The 21,363-nt window shown below is 40.6% G+C and carries 18 protein-coding genes; 5 read left to right on the top strand and 13 right to left on the bottom strand.

The window, feature by feature from the left end; all coding sequences use genetic code 11:
• Positions 1 to 12: 12 nt before the first annotated feature.
• The 4 genes from KR50_RS16320 to KR50_RS16335 all read right to left on the bottom strand — a co-directional run bounded on the left by KR50_RS16320 (position 13) and on the right by KR50_RS16335 (position 4,272).
• The gene (locus KR50_RS16320) at positions 13 to 702 is read right to left on the bottom strand and encodes a ComF family protein (protein ID WP_041061166.1); all 690 of its coding nucleotides are present in this window, start codon (positions 700 to 702) and stop codon (positions 13 to 15) included.
• Positions 677 to 2,155: a DEAD/DEAH box helicase gene (locus tag KR50_RS16325; protein WP_052477177.1), complete on the bottom strand. Its 1,479-nt coding sequence runs from the start codon at positions 2,153 to 2,155 to the stop codon at positions 677 to 679. Before KR50_RS16325 ends, KR50_RS16320 begins: the two co-directional genes overlap by 26 nt.
• 10 nt (positions 2,156 to 2,165) lie before the next feature.
• Entirely contained in the window at positions 2,166 to 3,011 is an 846-nt protein-coding gene (locus KR50_RS16330; protein WP_041061168.1) for a DegV family protein, read from the bottom strand.
• 169 nt (positions 3,012 to 3,180) lie between these two features.
• On the bottom strand, positions 3,181 to 4,272 hold the full coding sequence (locus KR50_RS16335; protein ID WP_041061169.1) for an acyltransferase family protein: 1,092 nt from the start codon (positions 4,270 to 4,272) through the stop codon (positions 3,181 to 3,183).
• A 278-nt stretch (positions 4,273 to 4,550) separates the two neighbouring features.
• Between KR50_RS16335 and treP the strand changes: the two genes are divergently transcribed.
• Positions 4,551 to 5,993 carry a PTS system trehalose-specific EIIBC component gene (gene treP / locus KR50_RS16340; RefSeq protein WP_041061172.1) on the top strand — a complete coding sequence of 481 codons (1,443 nt, stop codon included), beginning with the start codon at positions 4,551 to 4,553 and terminating at the stop codon, positions 5,991 to 5,993.
• A 90-nt stretch (positions 5,994 to 6,083) separates the two neighbouring features.
• The gene (treC, locus tag KR50_RS16345) at positions 6,084 to 7,763 is read left to right on the top strand and encodes an alpha,alpha-phosphotrehalase (RefSeq protein WP_041061175.1); all 1,680 of its coding nucleotides are present in this window, start codon (positions 6,084 to 6,086) and stop codon (positions 7,761 to 7,763) included.
• Positions 7,764 to 8,196: 433 nt separating this feature from the next.
• Here the strand turns inward: treC and KR50_RS16350 are convergent, their stop codons facing one another.
• A complete protein-coding gene (locus KR50_RS16350) occupies positions 8,197 to 8,793 on the bottom strand; it encodes a nuclear transport factor 2 family protein (RefSeq protein ID WP_041061178.1) in 597 nt (198 codons plus the stop codon).
• A gap of 98 nt (positions 8,794 to 8,891) precedes the next feature.
• On the opposite strand from KR50_RS16350, the gene treR reads away from it, so the two are divergent.
• Positions 8,892 to 9,611, top strand: coding sequence for a trehalose operon repressor (treR, locus tag KR50_RS16355; RefSeq protein WP_041061180.1), 720 nt, complete (start codon positions 8,892 to 8,894; stop codon positions 9,609 to 9,611).
• A 355-nt stretch (positions 9,612 to 9,966) separates the two neighbouring features.
• On the opposite strand, the gene KR50_RS16360 is transcribed toward treR, so the two are convergent.
• Positions 9,967 to 10,641 carry a response regulator transcription factor gene (locus tag KR50_RS16360; RefSeq protein ID WP_041061182.1) on the bottom strand — a complete coding sequence of 225 codons (675 nt, stop codon included), beginning with the start codon at positions 10,639 to 10,641 and terminating at the stop codon, positions 9,967 to 9,969.
• A 32-nt stretch (positions 10,642 to 10,673) separates the two neighbouring features.
• Positions 10,674 to 11,810: a sensor histidine kinase gene (locus tag KR50_RS16365; protein WP_156969551.1), complete on the bottom strand. Its 1,137-nt coding sequence runs from the start codon at positions 11,808 to 11,810 to the stop codon at positions 10,674 to 10,676.
• Positions 11,811 to 12,150: 340 nt separating this feature from the next.
• On the opposite strand from KR50_RS16365, the gene KR50_RS16370 reads away from it, so the two are divergent.
• Both KR50_RS16370 and KR50_RS16375 read left to right on the top strand, forming a co-directional pair.
• Positions 12,151 to 12,789 (top strand): YigZ family protein, encoded by a 639-nt coding sequence (locus tag KR50_RS16370; RefSeq protein ID WP_041061184.1) that lies wholly within the window; start codon positions 12,151 to 12,153, stop codon positions 12,787 to 12,789.
• Between the two features lie 184 nt (positions 12,790 to 12,973).
• Positions 12,974 to 14,056, top strand: coding sequence for an LCP family protein (locus tag KR50_RS16375; protein WP_041061185.1), 1,083 nt, complete (start codon positions 12,974 to 12,976; stop codon positions 14,054 to 14,056).
• A gap of 183 nt (positions 14,057 to 14,239) precedes the next feature.
• Here the strand turns inward: KR50_RS16375 and KR50_RS18085 are convergent, their stop codons facing one another.
• The 6 genes from KR50_RS18085 to KR50_RS16405 form a co-directional block, all read right to left on the bottom strand.
• Positions 14,240 to 15,628: a cell wall-binding repeat-containing protein gene (locus KR50_RS18085; RefSeq protein WP_052477178.1), complete on the bottom strand. Its 1,389-nt coding sequence runs from the start codon at positions 15,626 to 15,628 to the stop codon at positions 14,240 to 14,242.
• A gap of 201 nt (positions 15,629 to 15,829) precedes the next feature.
• A complete protein-coding gene (locus KR50_RS16385) occupies positions 15,830 to 16,873 on the bottom strand; it encodes a glycosyltransferase family 4 protein (protein WP_041061187.1) in 1,044 nt (347 codons plus the stop codon).
• A gap of 167 nt (positions 16,874 to 17,040) precedes the next feature.
• Positions 17,041 to 18,138, bottom strand: coding sequence for a glycosyltransferase family 4 protein (locus tag KR50_RS16390; RefSeq protein WP_041061189.1), 1,098 nt, complete (start codon positions 18,136 to 18,138; stop codon positions 17,041 to 17,043).
• A gap of 1 nt (position 18,139) precedes the next feature.
• Positions 18,140 to 18,874: a WecB/TagA/CpsF family glycosyltransferase gene (locus tag KR50_RS16395; RefSeq protein WP_041061191.1), complete on the bottom strand. Its 735-nt coding sequence runs from the start codon at positions 18,872 to 18,874 to the stop codon at positions 18,140 to 18,142.
• A 48-nt stretch (positions 18,875 to 18,922) separates the two neighbouring features.
• Positions 18,923 to 20,200: a nucleotide sugar dehydrogenase gene (locus KR50_RS16400; protein WP_041061193.1), complete on the bottom strand. Its 1,278-nt coding sequence runs from the start codon at positions 20,198 to 20,200 to the stop codon at positions 18,923 to 18,925.
• Between the two features lie 97 nt (positions 20,201 to 20,297).
• Complete coding sequence (locus KR50_RS16405; RefSeq protein WP_041061195.1) at positions 20,298 to 21,335, bottom strand: GNAT family N-acetyltransferase; 1,038 nt, start codon at positions 21,333 to 21,335, stop codon at positions 20,298 to 20,300.
• Positions 21,336 to 21,363: the final 28 nt, after the last annotated feature.

Raw genomic sequence — 21,363 nt, forward strand, 5'->3', positions numbered from 1 at the left:
TTTAATCCTATTTTAACGACCGATCGTGATGGATGAGACTTTTCCTGCTCCTGCCTGCTTGAGAGTATAGGCTGCGTGGCGGATTGTCGTCCCGGTTGTATAAAGGTCATCGATTAAAATAATGGTTTTATGTTGGAAGGTTTCTAGGGTGAAAAATGGATTGAGGGTGGAATGCCGTTCTTGTTTTCCTTTTTTCGCTTGGGATACACCTGGATTGTCCATGCGGGAAAGGAACGTTTGATAGGGCAGATTCGCTTTTTCAAGAAGCGCCTCCGTCTGATTGAAGGTGCGTTCCATTTTTTTCGCTTCGTGTATAGGAATGGGAACGAGAAGGTCATAGGGCTGCATTATTTTTAAAGCATCTGTCAGCCTGTCTGAAAAACAGCTCGCAATGGCATAGTCCCGATCGTATTTAAAGCGTTTGATTAACTCTTTTAAACTTTCATTATAGACATAGAGGGAACGATTTTGATGGAGGACATCGTGGTATACGGGATCCTCTGACCATACAAGGCAGTCATTACAGGCAAAGGTTTGTTCTTTAAGCGGCCTCGAGCATATGGTGCAGATGGAATCGTGACGAATTATCTGCAGACTGTCCTGACATTCGCTGCATAAAGACGACTGCCTGCGCGGGGTGAAAAGGTCGCTCCAGGATATCTCGATAAGAATCGGCTCATGACAGCTCAGGCACCGGTTCATGTTTCTTCTCCTTTAAAAGTCCGTCTTTTTTTGCACGATAATTCATTCGGAGAATATGCTTTTGAGCCTGGACGATCGCTTCTGTATGACCAAAGTGAAAAAAAGCCACCGTGCCAAACGGAAAACGAAAGTCACGCCCCGCTCTCCCAGCAATTTGGACAAGAGCACTTTCCGTAAAAATCGATTGCTCTGCCCCAAGCACTGCAACATCAATATTAGAAAAAGTTACCCCTCTTTCCAAAATGGTCGTCGTCAGGAGAATATCAAGCTCTTTTCTTCGCATTCTGTCAATCTTTGAACTTCGTTTATCGTCTTTGGCATGAACCGACTCAATCTTATCAGTATAGGTGCGAAGAAGCGCCTCTACTTCAAGCATCATTGGAATATCCGGCATAAAAAGCATCATGCGTTTTTTTATGGCGAGCCTGCTTTCAATCCAGTATCGAAGGCTGTATGGCAGCTGTTTTTTACCAATAGATTTTTTCCAGTTTCCAAGCCATCTTGTTTCAGGAACCGGCAATGGATAGCCGTGGTATCTGGCGGGAATGACAATGGACTCGAGGATGCCTTTTTTGACGTCTTGTAAAAGGGAAATTGATGGTGTCGCGGTGAGATAAATGAGCGTTGAAGAGGATTTTCGTGCATTTTGTGCGGCGTTCTGAAGCGTGACATCACTGTGATACGGGAAGGCATCGACTTCATCAATGACCATCACATCAAACGCCTGCTGAAAACGGTAAAGCTGATGAGTGGTGGCAATGGTGAGGAGAGCGACATCGTTTTTATGCTCACTTCCGCCAAAGAGAGCCTGAATAGGGATGGTGGGAAATGTCTGCTGAAAGCGCGGGAACAACTCCTGAACAACGTCTCTTCTCGGTGTGGCGATGCAGACCAGCTGTCCTTTTTCGAGTGCTTTGGCTGCTGCTTGAAACAATAGTTCAGTTTTCCCGGCACCGCAAACGGCGTGAACAAGTGTCGACCGCTTCTCTTCAACCGCCCGTACAAGCTGATCAGAGGCTTTTTGCTGGGGGATGGACAGTGTTCCTTCCCATTGAAGGATTGGCTGCTGTGGCGGGTCAAGAAGGTCTTCTTCAGGCCCAGACCATTTTACAATCGGATTGCAGTAAGAAGCCTTGCCCATGTTAATACAGTTTCGGCAATAGATGCATGGTCCCTTGCACCTGGCACATGGCTGCTCATAAAAAAGGTAAGACTGTTCATTGAAACAGCGCATGCAGCGAAACGAGTGTTTTTTCTTTTCTATAGAAGGAGTATAGAGAATATGGTTTGATTGAAGATGAGTTTCCAGTTCCTGAGGGGTGAATAAGTGGAGTACTTCGTCCCGGAGAAGCTGCTTGCCGGAGAGGATCCTGCGAAGCTTTGGGGAATACGTGATGGTTTTCAGTTGAAAAGCCTCCTTTTTTGGCAAAAGTGGAGAACAGCGCTCAGCCATTCTCCTGTTTCTACTCTTTTTTCATCCAGCCAAGGCCCATTGAACCTTCTCCCAAATGTGTCCCAATTACCGGACCAAAATGAGAAATCCGGAATGTGACATTTGGCAGCTGCTGTTGGAGTTCATGCTTCCATTCTTCCGCTTCATTTTCACGGTTTGCCTGAATAATGACAGCTTGAAGATGATCATATTTTTTGGCATCCTCAGCCAGTAAATCAACCATCCGTTTCATCGCTTTTTTGCGCGTGCGAATTTTTTCAAACGGTTCAATCTTCTTTTCCACGAAGTGCAGCAGCGGTTTCACCTGAAGCAGGCTGCCGATCATAGCCTGTGCATTGGACAAACGGCCTCCGCGCTGAAGATGGCTTAAATTATCTACCATAAAATACGCTCGTGTTGTTTCTTTGAGTTCCTCTAAGTACGAAACAATCGTTTCTGCTGAACACCCGCGTTGTGCCATCTCGGCAGCTTCTAGCACAAACATCCCCTGAACCATGCAGGAAATCTCTGAATCGAATGGATAAACCCGAATGGATTCCACCATCTCCCCTGCCTGCACCGCACCGGAAAACGTACCGCTGATGCCACTCGATAAATGAATAGAAACGATTTCATCATTCTCCTCTGAAAGCTCCTCAAAAAGAGCCGCAAATTGACCGACTGCCGGCTGCGAGGTCGTAGGAAGATCCTTTTCCACGCGCACCGACTCATAAAACTCCCCAGTCGTCAGGTCAACCTCTTCCTGATACACGTTCCCGGCCATAATCACACTCAATGGAATCATATGAATCGAAAGCTCATCCCGAAGTTTCTTTGGTATATATGCTGTACTATCCGTTACGATCGCTGTCTTCATTCCATCATTCCTATCCCTGCAATAAAATTTCCAAAGCCATAAACTTGTCCGAAGACCCTATGCTCCTATTTTAGCCCAAGAATTCATTGAATGCATCTCTTTCATGCAATGTTGTTTGGAAAAATAAAAACCCTCTGTTTTAAACAGAGGGTAGGTCAAGGCAGATAGATTATGAAGATCGGGCAGTCATTTCTTCAAGGGGCTTCTTCTTTTTGCCGGAGGATTTTTTGCGGTCAATCACTCCAATAATCATAGCAGAGCCAGGGATATGCTTAACAATCCATGAAAACCCTATACTTGCGAGAGTTGAAAAGATGAAAGCAAGAATGCCGTAGGCTGTCGCTGATAAAGTGAATGGCTGAAATCTTGCAAACACATCGATGAACAGCAAATGAAGCAAGTAGATTGAGAATGAATACTTACTTACGATCTTTACTACCCATGGCACAGATTTAAAGGAAGCTGTGAGATAAAGAAAAGATAGAAACAAGAAGATCGTGTAAAACAGCACATCATTTCTTCTGGATGAAATCACAGTATAATTATCGGCTGCTACATTATAAAATCCATAAAACATCGAGAGCAAGGCTAATACAACGATGCCGGGGCCAGCTTTACGCAGGAAGCTCTTCCATTGGATAGCATATCGCCCAGCGTAATAAGCAACGATAAAGAAAGCGATCCAGCCTGGAAAGAACACTCTGCCATACTGTCTCCAAAGCAGCTCCAGCGATTCATGCGGAGGCGGGAGATACGAAACAATGTAATTATAAAGAATATTAATGACAACCGCTATAGCCGTTACAAAATACGGATTAACTTTGTGAGAATATCGATTAAACAAAAAGTGCAGGAAATAAAGTTGAAAAATGATGAGAATAAAATAGCCGTTCCAGCCGCTCAAGATAATATATCTATACAAAATTGCACCCATATATTCAAAGGAAAACCCGTTTACAAGATTATAATAAAATGCAGAAATAAAAGAAATTGAGAAATATGGAATCAATATATACAAGAATCGTTTCTTCCAAAAACCCTGTGGGGCAATATCCTTATAGGTATAGCTTAATATATAGATTGAGATCATAACGAACATCGGCGTGGCAAAGATAAAAACCATTTGAATCAGCAGCAAAAACTCATAGGACAAACCAGGCAGTTCATAAATACTTTTGACTCTGGCAATTGAATGGACCCATACAACACTTAAACAAGCTGCAGCTCTAATCCAATCAATCCCTATAATCCGTTCTTTCATAGGGCTGCCTCCTTTCAATTTTAAACCTCATTAAGAATAGCATATAGTAATTTTAATGAATAGATGAGTTTCGAACAGTTTAATTGCTAATTAAAGGTATTTATACAAAAGAATATTCAGATCTTAAGAGTTGACAACTTGTATATACACGTAATATGATAAGTTTGTAAATGTAAGCGCTGTTTCTGACTATTTTGGACTATCTTTTGTCCAATAGGGAATAGATGAATGGATAGCGAAGCGTCACGGAAATGAAAACGGTTACGGGAGGGTTACAGATGAGTGATGTAAATAGAGATCAAGTCCGTCAGATCGTTGAAGCGATTGGCGGAAAAGAAAATATCGACTCTGCAACTCATTGTGTTACACGGCTGCGGTTTGTGCTTCATGATGATAGCAAAGTAGATAAGAAAAAGCTTGAAGCCATTGATTTGGTAAAAGGATCGTTTGCTAACAGCGGTCAATATCAGGTAGTCATTGGACAAGGTCTTGTGGATAAAGTCTACAAGGTACTAGCGGAGGAAACAGGAATTCAGGAAGTTTCCAAAGACGATGTGAAAAACGCTGCAGCAAAGAAAATGAATCCATTGCAGCGGACGATTAAATTGCTTGCAGACATTTTTATTCCGATTTTACCTGCAATCGTTACAGCCGGTTTATTACTCGGGTTGAACAATGTATTAACTGTAGAAAATTTATTTGGCGAAGAATCATTAGTCGCTATGTATCCACAATGGGCTGATTTAGCCGAAGTTATTAGTATTATAGCCAGTGCGGCATTCAACTTTTTACCCGCATTAATTGGGTGGTCAGCTGTCAAACGCTTTGGCGCCAACCCGCTGATGGGGATTGTACTCGGTCTTGTGCTTGTGCATCCTGGCCTATTAAGCGCCTATGCTTATCCGGATGCAGTTGGAGAAGGAACGGTTCCGACCTGGAATTTATTCGGGATAACAGTCGAAGCGATTGGTTATCAGGGACAAGTATTGCCAGTATTATTTGCAGCTTATCTTTATGCTTTAATCGAAAAATTTCTTAATCGTAAAGTTCATGATTCAATCAAACTTCTCGTAGTAGCTCCTGTAGCCCTTTTAATTACGGCTCTTGCAGCCTTTATTGCCATTGGACCTTTGACGTTTGCTGCCGGAACAGCAATTGCTGACGGCGTGATCTGGATCTTTAACAACTTCGGATGGCTCGGCGGTTTAATTTACGGCTCCGTGTATGGAATCCTTGTTATCACAGGAATGCATCATACATTCCTTCCAGTTGATCTTCAGCTTATTTCAAGCGATATCAACGGAACATTCTTATGGCCGATTCTTGCTTTATCGAATATTGCTCAAGGTTCAGCAGCATTTGCGATTTTCGCCTTGACCTTCTTCACGAAAAAACAAGATGAAAAACTTAAAGGTCTTGCCAGTTCCTCAGGGATATCGGCTTGGCTTGGTGTTACAGAACCTGCGCTGTTCGGGGTTAACTTGCGCTACCGCTTCCCGTTTATCTGTGCATTAATTGGATCCGGTATTGCAGGACTGCTGCTTGGAACTAATTTTGTACTTGCCAATTCAATCGGAGTCGGCGGTGTGCCTGGAATTATCTCCATTCAAAAAGAATTCTGGCTGATTTTCAGCATCGGGATGGCCATTGTTATTGTCGTGCCATTCGTATTAACCCTTCTTTACGGACTATTCGTTAAAAAAGGAAAATTAGAAGACTAAAAACCAAAAGCGTTCGCAGAATTTTAGCGGACGCTTTGTTTTTAAGTAATCGGTTAAGTATGACAGTTAAATTTAAGGAGTGGTTTTTGTATGGAATGGTGGAAAAAAGCGGTTGTGTATCAGATTTATCCGAAGAGTTTTAATGATACAACAGGAAATGGCGTAGGGGATTTAAACGGCATTACAGAGAAGCTGGATTATTTGAAAAAGCTTGGAGTAGATGTTCTTTGGCTGACTCCTCCCTATAAGTCCCCTCAGAATGATAATGGTTATGATATAAGTGATTATTTCAGCATTCATGATGAATACGGTACGATGAAGGATTTTGACCGCATGTTGAGTGAAGCGCATGATAGAGGAATTAAGATTATTATGGATATTGTCATCAACCATACTTCGACAGAGCATGAGTGGTTTGTTGAGTCCCGCAAGTCCAAAGACAGTGAGTACCGTGATTTTTATATTTGGAAAGATGCTAAAGAAGATGGGAACCCCCCAACCAACTGGGTGTCAAAATTTGGCGGCAACGCGTGGAAGCTTGACGAAGAGTCCGGCCAATACTATCTTCACCTATTTGATGTCACACAGGCTGACCTTAACTGGGAAAACGAGGCAGTGCGTGAAAAGCTGTATGACATGATGAACTACTGGGCTGAAAAAGGTGTGGATGGCTTCCGCCTCGACGTCATCAACTTGATTTCAAAGGATCAGTCATTTCCAGATGAAGACGGAGATGGAGATGGACGTAAATTTTACACAGATGGACCTAAAGTACATGAATACATGCACGAAATGAACCGTGAAGTCTTTTCAAAGCATGATTTGCTGACAGTGGGTGAAATGTCATCCACCACGATTGATCACTGTATCAAGTACTCTAATCCAGAACGCGAAGAACTAAGCATGACATTTAATTTTCATCACTTAAAAGTGGATTATCCTAATGGCGAAAAATGGACAGTCGCTGATTTTGATTTTATTAAGCTAAAAGACATTTTATCTACATGGCAGGTTGGCATGAACGAAGGCCGCGGCTGGAACGCCCTTTTCTGGTGCAACCATGATCAGCCGCGTATTGTATCGCGCTATGGCAATGACGGTGAGTACCGTGTTGAATCAGCTAAAATGCTCGCATCAACGATTCATATGATGCAGGGAACGCCTTATATTTACCAAGGCGAGGAATTTGGTATGACCAACCCTCATTTTAATACCATTAAAGATTATCGAGATGTTGAATCATTAAATATTTACAAACAGCTGATCGAAACCGAGCATTCAAATGAGGAAATTCTTGCAATTCTGAAACAGAAATCGCGTGACAACTCACGTACCCCGGTTCAATGGAATGCGGAGGAAAACGGCGGGTTTACAACAGGAACACCTTGGATTCCAGTCGCTGACAACTACAAAGAAATCAATGCAGAAGCAGCGGTCGAAGATTCTCAATCTGTTTTCTATCATTATCAGAAGCTTAACGCTCTCCGTAAAGAATATGACATTATCACAAACGGGAACTATGAACTGCTTTTAGCAGATGATCCGGCTATCTTTGCTTATACACGAAATACGGATGAAGAAGCCCTGCTTGTCATTAATAATTTTTATGAAAACAGTGTGAAGTTTGAGCTGCCAAAAGAAACAGCACAACACTTCGAACGCTTTTCTGACCATAAAGTATTAATCGGCAATTACGACGATCGTAACGGCACACCTGAATCATACGAACTTCGCCCGTACGAATCGATTGTATTTTATTTTAAGAAGTAGTACCGCATAGCTCAATAGTTAAAAAAGAAGCGTTCAATCCTCACCGGATTGAACGCTTCTTTCAATATAATTTCTCATTGCGGGCTACAGCCCACCCACTTGAACGTTCTGATCATTATATAAAGAAAGAACCCGGTGAGGATGGATGACCATGGCGAAAAGCAATCGAGGGAAAATTTTAAAGAAACGATCGGTCAAAAATGGAGTTACTTATCGAGGCACCTGTCCGAAATGCAGCAGAACGGGCATAAAACTTCTGTACTCTCATATAACCCAATCGAAGGATATTCAAAAAGTATGCAAGAACTGCAGAGACAAATAAGAATTTTAAGGATGATACCGAAAATGGGATCATCCTTTTCTCGTTCTTTCTCCATAAATTGGACAAAAAAAACCAGCCCCGAGAGATCTCAGAGCCAGGTATAGAACGAATCTATTCAGGGTCAGCCATAAAGTGAATAGACGCTATTTTCCATTCTTCTTCAACCAGATGAAAGACTGTGATCTGGCGGCCTGTCCTGGTCACTTCTGCGCCATTTGATGGGTCTGTCGTTGTCAGTATTAAATCTGCATACACATGTGCTTCGTCTTCCTTGTATTCACTGATCGTTTTCAGCTCCACTTCACGTTCAACGTCAAATGATTCATACACTTTCTCCAAGGCAGTTCTTTCCTCTTCTTCGTCAAAGTAGCCGTCATCTGTGCGGAGCAGCTGAAGGTATCCTTCTATATCTTTTTCGTTAAAGGTGGAGATATATTCGTCGAAGACAGACAGAATTGCCTCTTCAGCTTCAGGTGGAACATCTTCTGCTTCATCCACTTCACCCTCACTATTCATTTCAAAGCCGATCTCTGAATCTTCCTCTGCTGATTCAGGCGCTTCAGACTGCGTATGTGTATCAAGCCCCTGACCGCTTTGGCCATCGTCAATAGAACCTGTATTTTCTGTCGTATCATCGCCGCTGCAGGCAGCCAGGAGTAAAGTGAGCAAGCCTGCTCCTATTGCGGCTCTCATTCGTTTAGATATCATAAGATTGAAACGTCCTTTCTGTATAGAAAATGCACGGATGTCTTCGGGTTATACCCTGCTTCCTTCCATTATGATACAATAAAACAGGGTGATCTTATATGGCAACAACCAATAAATATATGAACATTTTTCAAGAATTGTCCGGGGAAATTAAACAGGGAATCTATGAGCCTAACTCGCTCCTTCCCTCTGAGCACGAGCTTTGCGAGCGCTTTGAAACTTCCCGTGAAACCATCCGCAAAGCACTTACTTTACTTTCTCAAAATGGGTTTATACAAAAAATGCAGGGTAAGGGCTCCTTAGTGCTTGATGTTAGTAAGATGACCTTTCCTGTATCAGGACTTGTCAGTTTTAAAGAGCTGCAGCAGTCTTTAGGGAAAAATATTACAACAACCGTTCATAAACTTGAACTGACAGAAGCAGAAGACTGGCTGTCACCGCAATTGGAATGTGATAAAGAATCATTAGTATGGGAAATTGTGCGTGTTCGAACGATTGATGGTGAGCGCGTTATTCTTGATAAAGACTGGCTCCTGCAGTCAAGCGTCCCTTCTCTCACAGAAGAGGTTTGCAGTGACTCTATTTATGCCCATTTGGAGCATCATTTAGGCCTGAACATTTCTTATGCGAAAAAAGAAATTACGGTTGAACTGGCTACCGATGAAGATCGTGCGCTGCTTGACCTGGATGGATACAGTCATATTGTACTCGTTCGAAATTATGTGCATTTGGAAGATACGACAATTTTTCAATATACGGAGTCAAGACACCGGTTGGACAAATTTAAGTTTGTTGATTTTGCACGGAGAAGGAAATAAGGACCGGTTCATTTCCGTTGCAGGCGGAGGCTTTCCGCGGGGCGCGAGGTGAGCCCCTTTGATGCTGTTGCATCTGCATGGTCTCACCCTTCCCGCTTTTTCACGCTGGAGTCCCCGCCTTGCGCTCCAATGAACCTATTCTTTTTAAAGCTTATCAGGCATAAGTACATATGTTCATGACGGCATTTTTTCTTTATTTAAAAATGCACAGTCTACCGTTTTTAGTTTATAGCTTAGTTAAGCTATAAGACATTTCCCAGGCAATATTCGTTTCATTTCGTCACATCTGGGTCGAACATTCTGGATATGTAGAAAGAGGATTGCCTGCATTAGGCAATCCTCTTTTTTTACTTGATTATCGTACTTCTACCCAGCCGTTTTTAATGGCTGTTACAACGGCTTGGGTCCGGTCATTTACATTCATTTTTTGAAGAATGTTACTTACGTGATTTTTAACTGTTTTTTCTGAGATATAAAGGCCTTCCCCGATGCCCCGGTTACTTTTTCCATCTGCAAGCATTTGAAGAACTTCGCATTCACGCTTGGTTAATAAATGCAGCGGACGGCGAACTTCGACCTGCTGGAAATTACCTGTGAATTCTGCATCAGCCAATCTGCGGAATTCATTTACAAGATTAACCGTGACTTTAGGATGCAGGTAAGATCCTCCATCTGTCACCGTTTTTATTGCATCAATAAGAGCATCTGCATCCATTTCCTTCAGCATATAGCCCAAAGCTCCTGACTTCAGAGCATGCGAAACATAATTTTCGTCATCATGAATCGATAGGATGATTACTTTCGCATCAGGATAATTTTCAATTAGTGTTTTTGTTGCTTCTACACCATTTACTTCCGGCATATTAATATCCATCAGGACTACATCCGGCTGATGTGTATCATATAGATCAATCGCTTGAGAACCATCGTCGCCTTCTGCAACTACTTCAAAAGATTTTTCATAATCCAAGATCCGTTTCACGCCTTCACGAAATAGCTGATGGTCATCAATAATTAATATTTTTGTCATATATATTTTCCTCCTTGATCTTATGAAATCCATTAAAGCGGTACTTGTATCATAATAAGAGTGCCGGACCCCGGTTTGGAATTGACCGTCATTTCACCTGCCAGCAATTCTACCCGTTCCCGCATCCCTATAAAACCAAAAGATCCCTGTTTTTTCTGCAAAGGATCAAATCCTTTTCCATTGTCTTTTATAACGACTGTGATACGGTCCTGCCGTATTTCCACTTTGACGGAAATTTCAGTTGCCTGTGCGTGCTTCAGAGCATTTTGAACCGACTCCTGGACAAGACGAAACAGGGATACTTCGTACTTAGGATGTAATCGTGACTCTTCACCTATTTGGTTAAACAATAATTTTGTACCATTGCTGTATTCTTCAATTGAACTTAGATATTTTCTTAATGTAGGAACTAGTCCAAGGTCATCTAGCGCCATTGGTCTAAGATCATAGATAATACGGCGCACTTCAGACAAGGCGGAACGAACCATTTTCTTGAGACTTTTAATCTCAAGGAAAGCTTCCTGTGCTCCTTTATCCTTATATACACGTTCAATCAAATCAGACCGCATGAGGACATTTGCCATAAGCTGAGCCGGCCCGTCGTGAATTTCCCGGGAAAGCCTCTTTCTTTCTTCTTCTTGTGCTTCGATAATCTGAATGCCAAATTCCTGTTTTTGTTTAGCATCTTGCAGTGCTGCACCCATTTGTTTTAAATCACTATTTAAATAAGTTAGAACTGCCGATATTTGTGTGACTAAATTCTCAGCTCGTTCAATCGTGTCCAGCATGCTTTGCAGTCTTCGTTCGAGCTCGTCTCTTCGGCTGCGAAGCTGTTTCTCTTCCTGCCTGTTAACAGAGAGCTGGATCTGGAGGTCATGAGCCGTTTCATACGCTTGACGAACCTGCTCTTCTGAGAAATTTTTAAAATGGTGACTGACTTCTGCCAGCCTTTTACGAGCAAAACGAGATCGTCTTTCAAGGTCATCACCCTCATAGATCACAGTGGTGATTTTTTCCCTGATTTGACTAAGCTCTTTTACAAGGCTTTCATAATCGTTACGGGTTTGCTCCCCAATTTCAAAAATGTCTGATTTGCTTTGGTCCACTGTATCGATCATTTTACCCAAAATGATGTCAAGCATTTGGGAATCCAAACTAGTTGCGGACACAATCCAGACTCCTTCCTATTACATAGTGTCTTTGTAAAAAATTATACTGTTTAAACAGAAAAAAAGAAAGCCTTCCGCAGTATATGTTTTTAACGCAGTAAATGTCGGAATTTCTCACGGTTATTACTTTACTAGAATAGTAATTATCTGATAATGTAATCCAAACCTGGACCTAGTCTATTATACCATCCTTATAAGGTCGCGATATTAAAGTATCATTACAATTGACGCATACGATATTTCACCTTCTTTTCAATTTCATGCGTTGTGACGAAAATCCTCGTTTGTTGTTATAATGGTGTAATATAACGAGCGAAATTGATAAAGGGGTGCCTCATATATGTTAAAACAATATCGAACTATCGCAAAAAAAGCAGAAAATGAAATTATAATTGAAAAATCCCGCTTTATAACTTCCGTTCAACGAGTTGAAACAGAAGAAGAAGCGCACACCTTTATACAGGAGATTAAACGGATGCACCCTTCAGCCAACCACAATTGCTCGGCCTACATGATCGGGGAGCAGAATCTAATTCAAAAGGCGAATGATGATGGCGAGCCAACAGGGACAGCTGGGGTACCCATGCTTGAAGTGTTAAAAAAACGTGACTTGAAAGATACAGCAGTAGTTGTAACACGCTATTTTGGCGGGATCAAGTTGGGCGGCGGCGGCCTGATTAGAGCATATGGACGTTCTGTGACAGAAGGCATTAATGCGGCTGGGATTGTCGAGCGAAATCTTCATTCTCTTGTCAGCACGACAATCGATTATACTTGGCTTGGTAAAATTGAAAATGAAATCCGCTCTTCTTCTTATTTATTACACGATATTCATTATCTAGAGGATGTCGTCATAGACACTCATGTGGCAGTAGATGAAATTGAAATCTTTATAGAATGGATGACGAATTTAACAAATGGACAATCTAAAATAGAAATTGGCACTCAATTGTATATAGAGGAAAATATAACTTCTTAGTTAAAATCGCAATTAAACTGTAACGAAAGTTTCATTTTACTGAAAAGCGGAAAAAGAGTAGAATAGAGGTTGGGCTGTTAAAAGCAAATCTCTTGACTAGTAAATATTCTGCAAATTTCAAAGATCGTGTTGCGCTGCCCTTATGTTAAAAGTAAATTTACCATCAAAGGAGCCATTACACACAATGGATAGAAAAACGTTTAAAAAGAAAACTAAAGGGAGAAAATTGAAGAAACGTGTCATTATGATACTTCTGCCAATTTTACTTTTAGCTTTTTCAGCACTAGGCTATAGCGGCTATTTGTATTATAAAGCAAAGAATGCTGCTGACGGCTCATATGAAGCGCTAGAAGGACGGGCACAATCCGGGATGCGGGATGAAATGGTAGACCCTGCTACTGACAATGTATCCGTTTTGTTCTTAGGGATTGATGAAAGTGAAAAAAGATCGGGCTCAGCTGGATTTGAAGGAGGAAACACGCGGTCGGATGCAATGATCCTTGCTACTCTCAATAATAAAGATAAATCCGTAAAACTCCTTAGCATTCCTCGTGATACCCTGACGTATATACCTGAAGCTGGAATAGAAGATAAAATTAATCATGCTCATGCTTACGGTGGTCCGAATGCTTCAATGAACGCTGTCGAAGAATTACTGGATGTTCCCGTTGACTATTATGTCAGAATGAATTTTTATGCTTTTATCGATGTAGTGGAAGCACTGGATGGAGTCGAAGTGGATGTCCCATTCGATATGAAAGAAATGGACTCTGAAGACAGCTACAATGCGATTGAATTAAAAGAAGGGCGCCAGGTATTAAACGGAGAAGAAGCACTGGCATTCTCACGCACACGTTCTTATGACAGTGACATCGCACGCGGAGGCCGGCAGTTAGAGGTAATGGAAGCAATCTTAGATAAATCTACTTCTATTGGTTCGATAAATAATTATGCCAATGTCATTGAAGCCATTGGCGACAATATGAAAACAAATATGCGCTTCAGCGAAATGAAGTCATTTATCGCTTATGCCGCCAATTCTGATTTGACCGTTGATATGAAAACACTTCAAGGTGATGGTGTGATGTACAATGGCGTATACTTCTACCAACCTTATGAAGATGATTTAGAAAGAGTCAAAGCTGAACTTCGGGAGCATTTGGATATGCCGCTTCTTGCTTCCAATCATGTTAACGAGGAAGATTCATCTGAATTCGATCATTCAGATGAATCTTCAGAAGATACCTCTACAGATTCAAATTGGTAAAACGAGATTATAATTAAAGATTACAGAAAAGCCACCTAGACTTCCCTCATTAAGGGAGAACTGGTGGCTTTTTCTATTGAATGAAACTTAAGAACATACAAAAGAATGTCAGGAGAACCTGACATTCTTTGTGATTAATCAACGCTGAAGAAAATTGTGTCCTCTTTTACGCCGTTACTAGAATTAATTGATTGATTTAAGCTCATCTTCTACTTTTTCACTTATCACACCAGTACCGCCGTAAATAGTGTAATAGAATGTACCGCGATCAGCAAAAAGTTGTTTTACTGAAGCAGGAAGGCTGTTTTTCTTAGTCAACAGGACAGGTTCTCCATATTGAGCAGAAAGTACAGATCCTGTTAGAGCATCTGCAAAGTTTTGTCCAGTTGCCAGACTTGCATAGCTTGCATCAATTTTCAGCTGCTTGACAACCTGAACAGATGTTTCATAACGGTCTTTCCCGCCAATACGTTTTGGATTAGGAAGCTGTTTGTATACCTCTGTCGAAACAACACCTTTTCCGCCAATAATCCAGCTGTCATTATAATCCTTTACAATGTCAGCCGTTGCTGCAGGAAGTGAATTCTTTTTTGATAAAAGGATTGGGCTTTCCATAAATGCCGCATAAGAAGCGATGGATAGAGCATCCGGATAATTGCTTCCGTTTACGACATATGCAGTTTCATTATTAGGTAATTCTTCTGCAATTAAAGCAGCTGTTTCATATCTGTCTTTTCCTGAAATACGAGTGGTTTCAATACCCATCGTATCTTCCAGGTAGCTTTGGATGCTATCTGAAACAGCATAGGATCCTCCCACGATCGTGATGCGTTCTGGATTAAAATATTCAATTGCTTCTTCTACTACATTAGGAATAGAGTTGTTTTTTGTTAATAGAATAGGAGCTTCTAAATGATAAGCAAGTGGTGAAGCAGCAAGCGCATCAGGAAAATCGGTTCCTGTTGCAAGAACTAGTTCAGCCGTGTCTCCTTCATACCAGCCAGCTTTTGCTATTTCAACAGCAGTAGCATAGCGGTCTTTTCCTGAAATTCTATCAATTGTTGGCTCATCTGAAAATACACTAGTTTGCAAGAAATAGCCTTCTTCTTCTGCTGCATTGTTTTCATCTGTAACATTTAGATAGTATGTTCCAGGTTCAAGCTCTGTATAAAGATCATAGAAGCCGCTCTCATCGTCAAATGCTTCCTCAGGATCTAATTCGCTTTTGTCAGAATTAAATAACTCTACTTTTAGGTCCATGCTGCTAGTATCAGCATTTGGATAAGCAGTGCTTACAAAATATGACGGTTCAGTTCCTGTTACCTCAATTTTAAAGTAGTCTTTGTCGTCAGCTGGCAGATCGCCTGTTACGAAACTATCTACATCAATTTGATTGGCTTGTTCAAATGAATTGTTGGGTTCAGTTTCTGTTGAGGATCCCGCTTCCATCTTATTTAACCTTGGTTCTGGGCTCTCCTGGTCCGTGCTGTCCCCATTTGCAAATGCTGACTGACCAACAACTAAACTTCCTACTAGTGCTAATGATGTAACCAAGCTCCACTTACTTTTCATTTTCTCACTTCTCCCCGCATAGAATAGTGTAGTGTAATCGACATTTTACGATTAGATTACATTAAAAATTATATAGTAGTCGATGAGATATATCTATATTTTTAGAATATAATGTTAATAAAATAAAATCTTTACAAAAAAACTGGATAAAAACCATAATGGCTTTTACCCAGTTAAAAATGAAACTCTCTTAAACTGTATTTACTTTCCTCTAGTGCGGACAAAGTTTAAAAATGGTTTTTGTTCTTTGCCTAATAAACCAATACTTTCGACAATTAGACCGATTGCAACCAGAACGACTGCGATTACCAGTAATGCCCCCCACAGTGTGGACTGTGAGAAAATAAATGCTGACATACTGAACATCGTAGCAATCCCATAAATAATTAATACTGTTTCCTTATGAGAAAAACCAGCATTTAAAAGACAATGGTGTAAATGCGATTTATCTGGAGCAGAAATTGGCTTTTTGTTAACGATTCTTCTGATGATCGCAAAAAATGTATCAGAGATTGGAACACCTAGTATTAGAATCGGAACAAGAAGCGAAATGACTGTAACGTTTTTAAAGCCAAGCAGTGCTAAAACTGAAATCATAAATCCTAAAAATAAGGATCCAGTATCACCCATAAAGATTTTTGCCGGATGGAAATTGTACACTAAAAATCCAATTGTACTTGCCGCAAGGATCGCTCCTATCATTGCCACGTATGTGTCACCCATAATAATGGCCATACCGGATATTGTAATTAAAGCGATTGAAGAAACACCAGCTGCAAGACCGTCCAGTCCATCAATCAGATTAACGGCATTTGTAATCCCTATAATCCATAGAAGAGTTAGTGGAATTGCCAGGTAGCCAAATTCCATTCTGCCTCCAAAAGGAAGGTTAATGAATTCTACCTGAACGCCTCCCCACAAAATGACTGTAAGTGCAGCGATAACTTGTCCGAGCACTTTAAGTTTCGGTGAAAGCTGAAAACGGTCATCAAGTGCACCTGTTAAAATAATGATGCTTGCTCCTACCACAATCGGCCAAGTATATTGACCTGCGGGCTGCGTCACGATAAGCGCGATAATGAAGCTGAAAAATATTGCTAAGCCTCCCATACGAGGCATGATTTTTTTGTGAACTTTTCTAGCATCCGGGGTATCGGTAGCGCCAATAGCAATTGCGAACTTCTTTACTAATGGAGTTAAAATAATCGATAAAACCAAAGCCATGACAATACCTACATATAACATGCCTTACCTCCTTTACTGCCCAATTGCATTCTATTTATTCCAGTAAACTATTTTACGTTTGCATTCCATAGTACATTATACCATCTTCAGAAGAAATTAAAACAATATCTTCGACTGTGTTTGCTTTTCGTCAACTATATAGACGTATGGGCTTCTCAGAAGTTTCATTATTTCAACATTTTATTATATTCTTCAAGGAGGGATTGCTGCAGGTGCTGCAAGGAAAAATGACTTTGTGCAAAGCTTCTCAGTTTCTTTCCTTTTTCTTCTAATTCTCCGGCTTTCTTCAAGCTGTATGCTTCCTTTAAAGCACTGGCTAGTTCTTCATGGTCATCGATCGAAACTACCCAGCCATAAGAAGGATCAGGAATTAAGGAGCGGACACCGCCTACATCAGTCGTAATGACCGTTGTTTCTTCGCGAGCAGACTCGAGTAATACTAAAGGGAAGCTCTCGCTTTTTGACGTTAATAACGACACATCTGAAAGAGACAAAAGAGCGTCAATATCCGTTCTGAATCCCATGAAGCGTACATTTTCCTCGATATTTAACTTTTTTGCTTCATTTATTAGGGAAGTTTTCAGATCACCTTCACCTACAATAAGGACGGTCAGGTCCATTTCATCTTTTACAGCTGCAATTGCTTTAAACAGAACAGAATGGCCTTTTACTGGGTGAAGCCGCGCAACAATTGCAGCGACAAAATCATCTTCAGTCAATGATAAGCTTGCTCTGTCACCCATTATTTTTCCCCGATCAAATGAAATTCCATTGTATATGGAAACAATTTTTCTGTCAGGAATACCATAATTCATTAACATTGTTTTAAATCGATCAGAAACGGCAAATAGTCTATCTGTTTTTGCAAGTGACCATTTGTTAAGCGCAGAAAATAGTGTGCTCAATTTTTTGTTATGCATAAAATCCAGGTCAGGATCACTATGCACGGTCACCGCCCATTTAGCCTGCAGATTCTTTTTAATTAAACGGACAAACAGGTTAGCCCTGGCTCCATGACTGTGAACAATATCAACCTGATTCGAGTGAATAAAGGCCTTAAACTTTTTTAAGAAAGAAAGATCATATCTGTTTTTTTGTTCCATTAATTTAACATTTATGCCTTCTTGGAGGGCTTCTTCATAGAGTTTTCCTTTTTGAAAAACAAGAAGCATCATCTCATGTGATGATTCACCCCGGAAAAGAGATAAAAGATGATTTTTTGATCCTCCTGTTTCACCGCCGCTGATTACGTGAAGAATCTTCATCTTACTTATTTCCTTTTCGGAATTTTTCTTTAAGGACCAGAAGCAGGAATTTAGGCAAAGCGAGCTGCCGTTTTAGTCTCGACGGCTGACTGATTAGACGGTATAGCCACTCCAGGCCAAATTTTCTAAAGATGTAAGGAGCTCTTTTAACATTCCCGCTGAAGACATCAAAGCTTCCGCCCACCCCTTGAAAGATGGCTGCAGACATTCTGCTCATGTTGCGGTCTATGAAAAGTTCCTGCCTTGGACTGCCGAGGGCAACAAACACGATGTCCGGTTTCACCTCGTTTATTCGGTCCACAATCACTTCTTCATCTTTTTCATATCCATTTATATATCCTGCCACTTGAAGGTTCGGGTAGCTTTGCTGTATTTTATCAATGGCTTTTACCACTGTTTCTTCTTTGGCACCGTAAAAAAATACTTTATGATTTTTTTCGTTGGCCAGCTGCAGTAGGTTCTCCATCATTCCTACACCGGTTATTCTCCATCTGATCGAGCCTTTTAACAATTTGGACGCGATTGATACGCCTACACCATCAGGAATTTGATAAGCAGATTGGTTCAACAGACTGGCAAGGTTGCCGTCTTTTTGAGCCATCATAATCTTTTCAGGGTTAATAGCAACAATTCTGCCTTTGTCTCTGCTGTGAATGCGCCGTTCAATATCCTCAAGCAGCGTGTCGATTGGCAAAGCTGTTACCTTCACCCCTAATATACTTTCTTTTGAAGTCATAGAACTTTCCTGCCTCTCTTGGTCTTCACTTTAACAAGGCTGAAAACATTAAATGTTTTTAGAATCACCAAGTTTGTATACTTTAAATTCATTTTCTTCCCATTTAACACGGTCAATACAATTTTTCGTATCAAATACCACCGGGCTTGAAACTTGTTTGCGCAATGCTTTTAGATCAAGCTCTTTGAAAACTTGGTGGTCCGTTAAAATAAGCAGTAAATCAGCATCTGCTGCCGCTTCTTCAAAAGAATCAGTTTGCTCTTCAAACTCAATTTTACTTGCATGAGGATCATAAGCGGTAAAGTGGACACCCTGAGTTCTAAGATGCTTAATAACTTCCATTGATGGACTTTCACGCATATCGTCTATATTGGCTTTAAACGCAAGGCCAAGCACAGCCACTTTTCCTTCTGGTGTACCATTATTTTCAAGGATCAATTTAGCCCGCTCTGCCGTATATGAAGGCATTGAATCGTTTGTATTTCTTGCAAGATGAATAATATTCGCAAGATCCGGCTGTTTTTCAACGAGGAACCACGGATCTACCGCTATACAATGACCGCCTACACCAGGTCCGGGAAGATGGATGTTTACACGCGGATGGAAATTTGCAAAGTTAATCGCTTCCCATACGTTCACACCAATCTGATCACTAATTTTAGCTAATTCATTGGCAAAAGCGATATTGATATCTCGGTACGTATTTTCAATCACTTTAACTAATTCAGCTGTCGTAGCGTCTGTAATATGAATTTTTCCTTTTACAAATGTTTCATACAATTCAACTGTCATATCTGATGACACGGAATTAATACCGCCTACGATTCGATCATTTTCAACAAGCTCAGTGAATACCTTGCCAGGGATTACACGTTCAGGTGAATGGGAAATGTATAGCTCGTCCCCTATTGCAAGACCAGTTTCCTCAAGAATTGGAATCATTACATCTTCCACCGTTCTTGGCGGAACTGTTGATTCAAGAATAACTAAATTGCCTTTTTGAACAACCGGGACAATGGATTTCGTTGCTTCTTCTACATAGCGAAGATTTGCTGTTTTATCTTCATTAATTGGAGAAGGTACAGCAATAATATAAATATCAGCTTCTGTCGGTGTTTTTGACACAGTAAATGTCTGTTTCTCAATAGCAGAATTCAATAATTCCTTTAAGCCGGGTTCAATAATATGAACCTCACCTTTCGACAAGCTGTCGATAACGGAATCATTTACATCTACCCCATGTACTTCAAAGCCATTATTTGCAAACATAACAGACGTTGGTAAACCAATATATCCTAATCCTATAACGCATATCTTTTTCATCATAAAACTCCTTATCCATTCGTATAAACCATTGAAAATTATACATAGTTTCTAGCTTATTGTAAAACATCAATCGACTTCTTTAACCAAATAATGCTAATTAGTATGAATCAACATCGCCTTGCGTAACATACCAATTAGAAGAATTGTAAATCAATGAAGGATCAAGCTTATTATTCATTGATTTCGCCACCAGCGGCATCGGCCTGCTTACCCGAATAAATGTTAATTTCTTAAACAGTTTATCTTGTGCTGTGTTTGGCAAAGACCACACAGAAATCAAGTCGGCACCTTTCGTAATATGCTGCAGTGCGCTGCTCATGTCTTTCCTATTTTGCCCTTTATCAGGGAAGAATAAATCAATGACATGTATTAATTCCAGTTTCTCATTATTCTTTTCAATTATTTCTTTCTTTAAAACGATGTAACCAATCGCATCAGATTGATTCTCGACAATGTATACCTCATATGTTCGAGAAGGATGCGAGAAATAACGCCAATTAATGAATGATGCATTTCTTGTCAGCAGGATGTCATGGTCCTTGCTTCCCTCTTCCCAAATGTGATCAATGCGTTTATCCGCTTGGTCCAATTTTGTTACCGTAAGAGCATCAGGCAGCTTGCGTTTGTTTTTTAAAGCTTTATCCATACTTTTAAAAATGAAAGATGCTTTACCTAAAAACGCAAAACGACTCATCGCTGCTTTTCCAGGAGACAAAACTTTTAAAAGCCTGGGAACATACGTAATTTCCTTGCCGTCCATATATCGAATAAATAAATCCTTTGCTTTAGGAGCAGGATATCCGTATACAAGGTCAATACCTTGAGCTTCGCACTGCTGCATCAGGTGGTGAATAATTTTCTTATAGATGCCTTTGCCCTGGTGACTCGGATGAACCATGACATCCACCCGCTCTCCGAATAAAACAGAACGATCTCCAACTTTTCCTTCAACAACTAAAATCGCTGCATGACCGACGATTTCCCCATCTTCTTCATAAACAGTGATCAAAGGCTTTCTGTTTAATGGATGCGAAAATTTCCATTGCCACTCAGCAAGACTCCGCTTGGATTTAAATACTTCATAAAAGAGCTCATTTATTTTGACTTCATCGTTTTCTTTATAATTCCTCAGCAATTATAAACACTCACCTTTTTGGTTGATC

It is taken from the genome of Jeotgalibacillus campisalis (genome assembly GCF_000829515.1).
Lineage (GTDB): Bacteria > Bacillota > Bacilli > Bacillales > Jeotgalibacillaceae > Jeotgalibacillus > Jeotgalibacillus campisalis.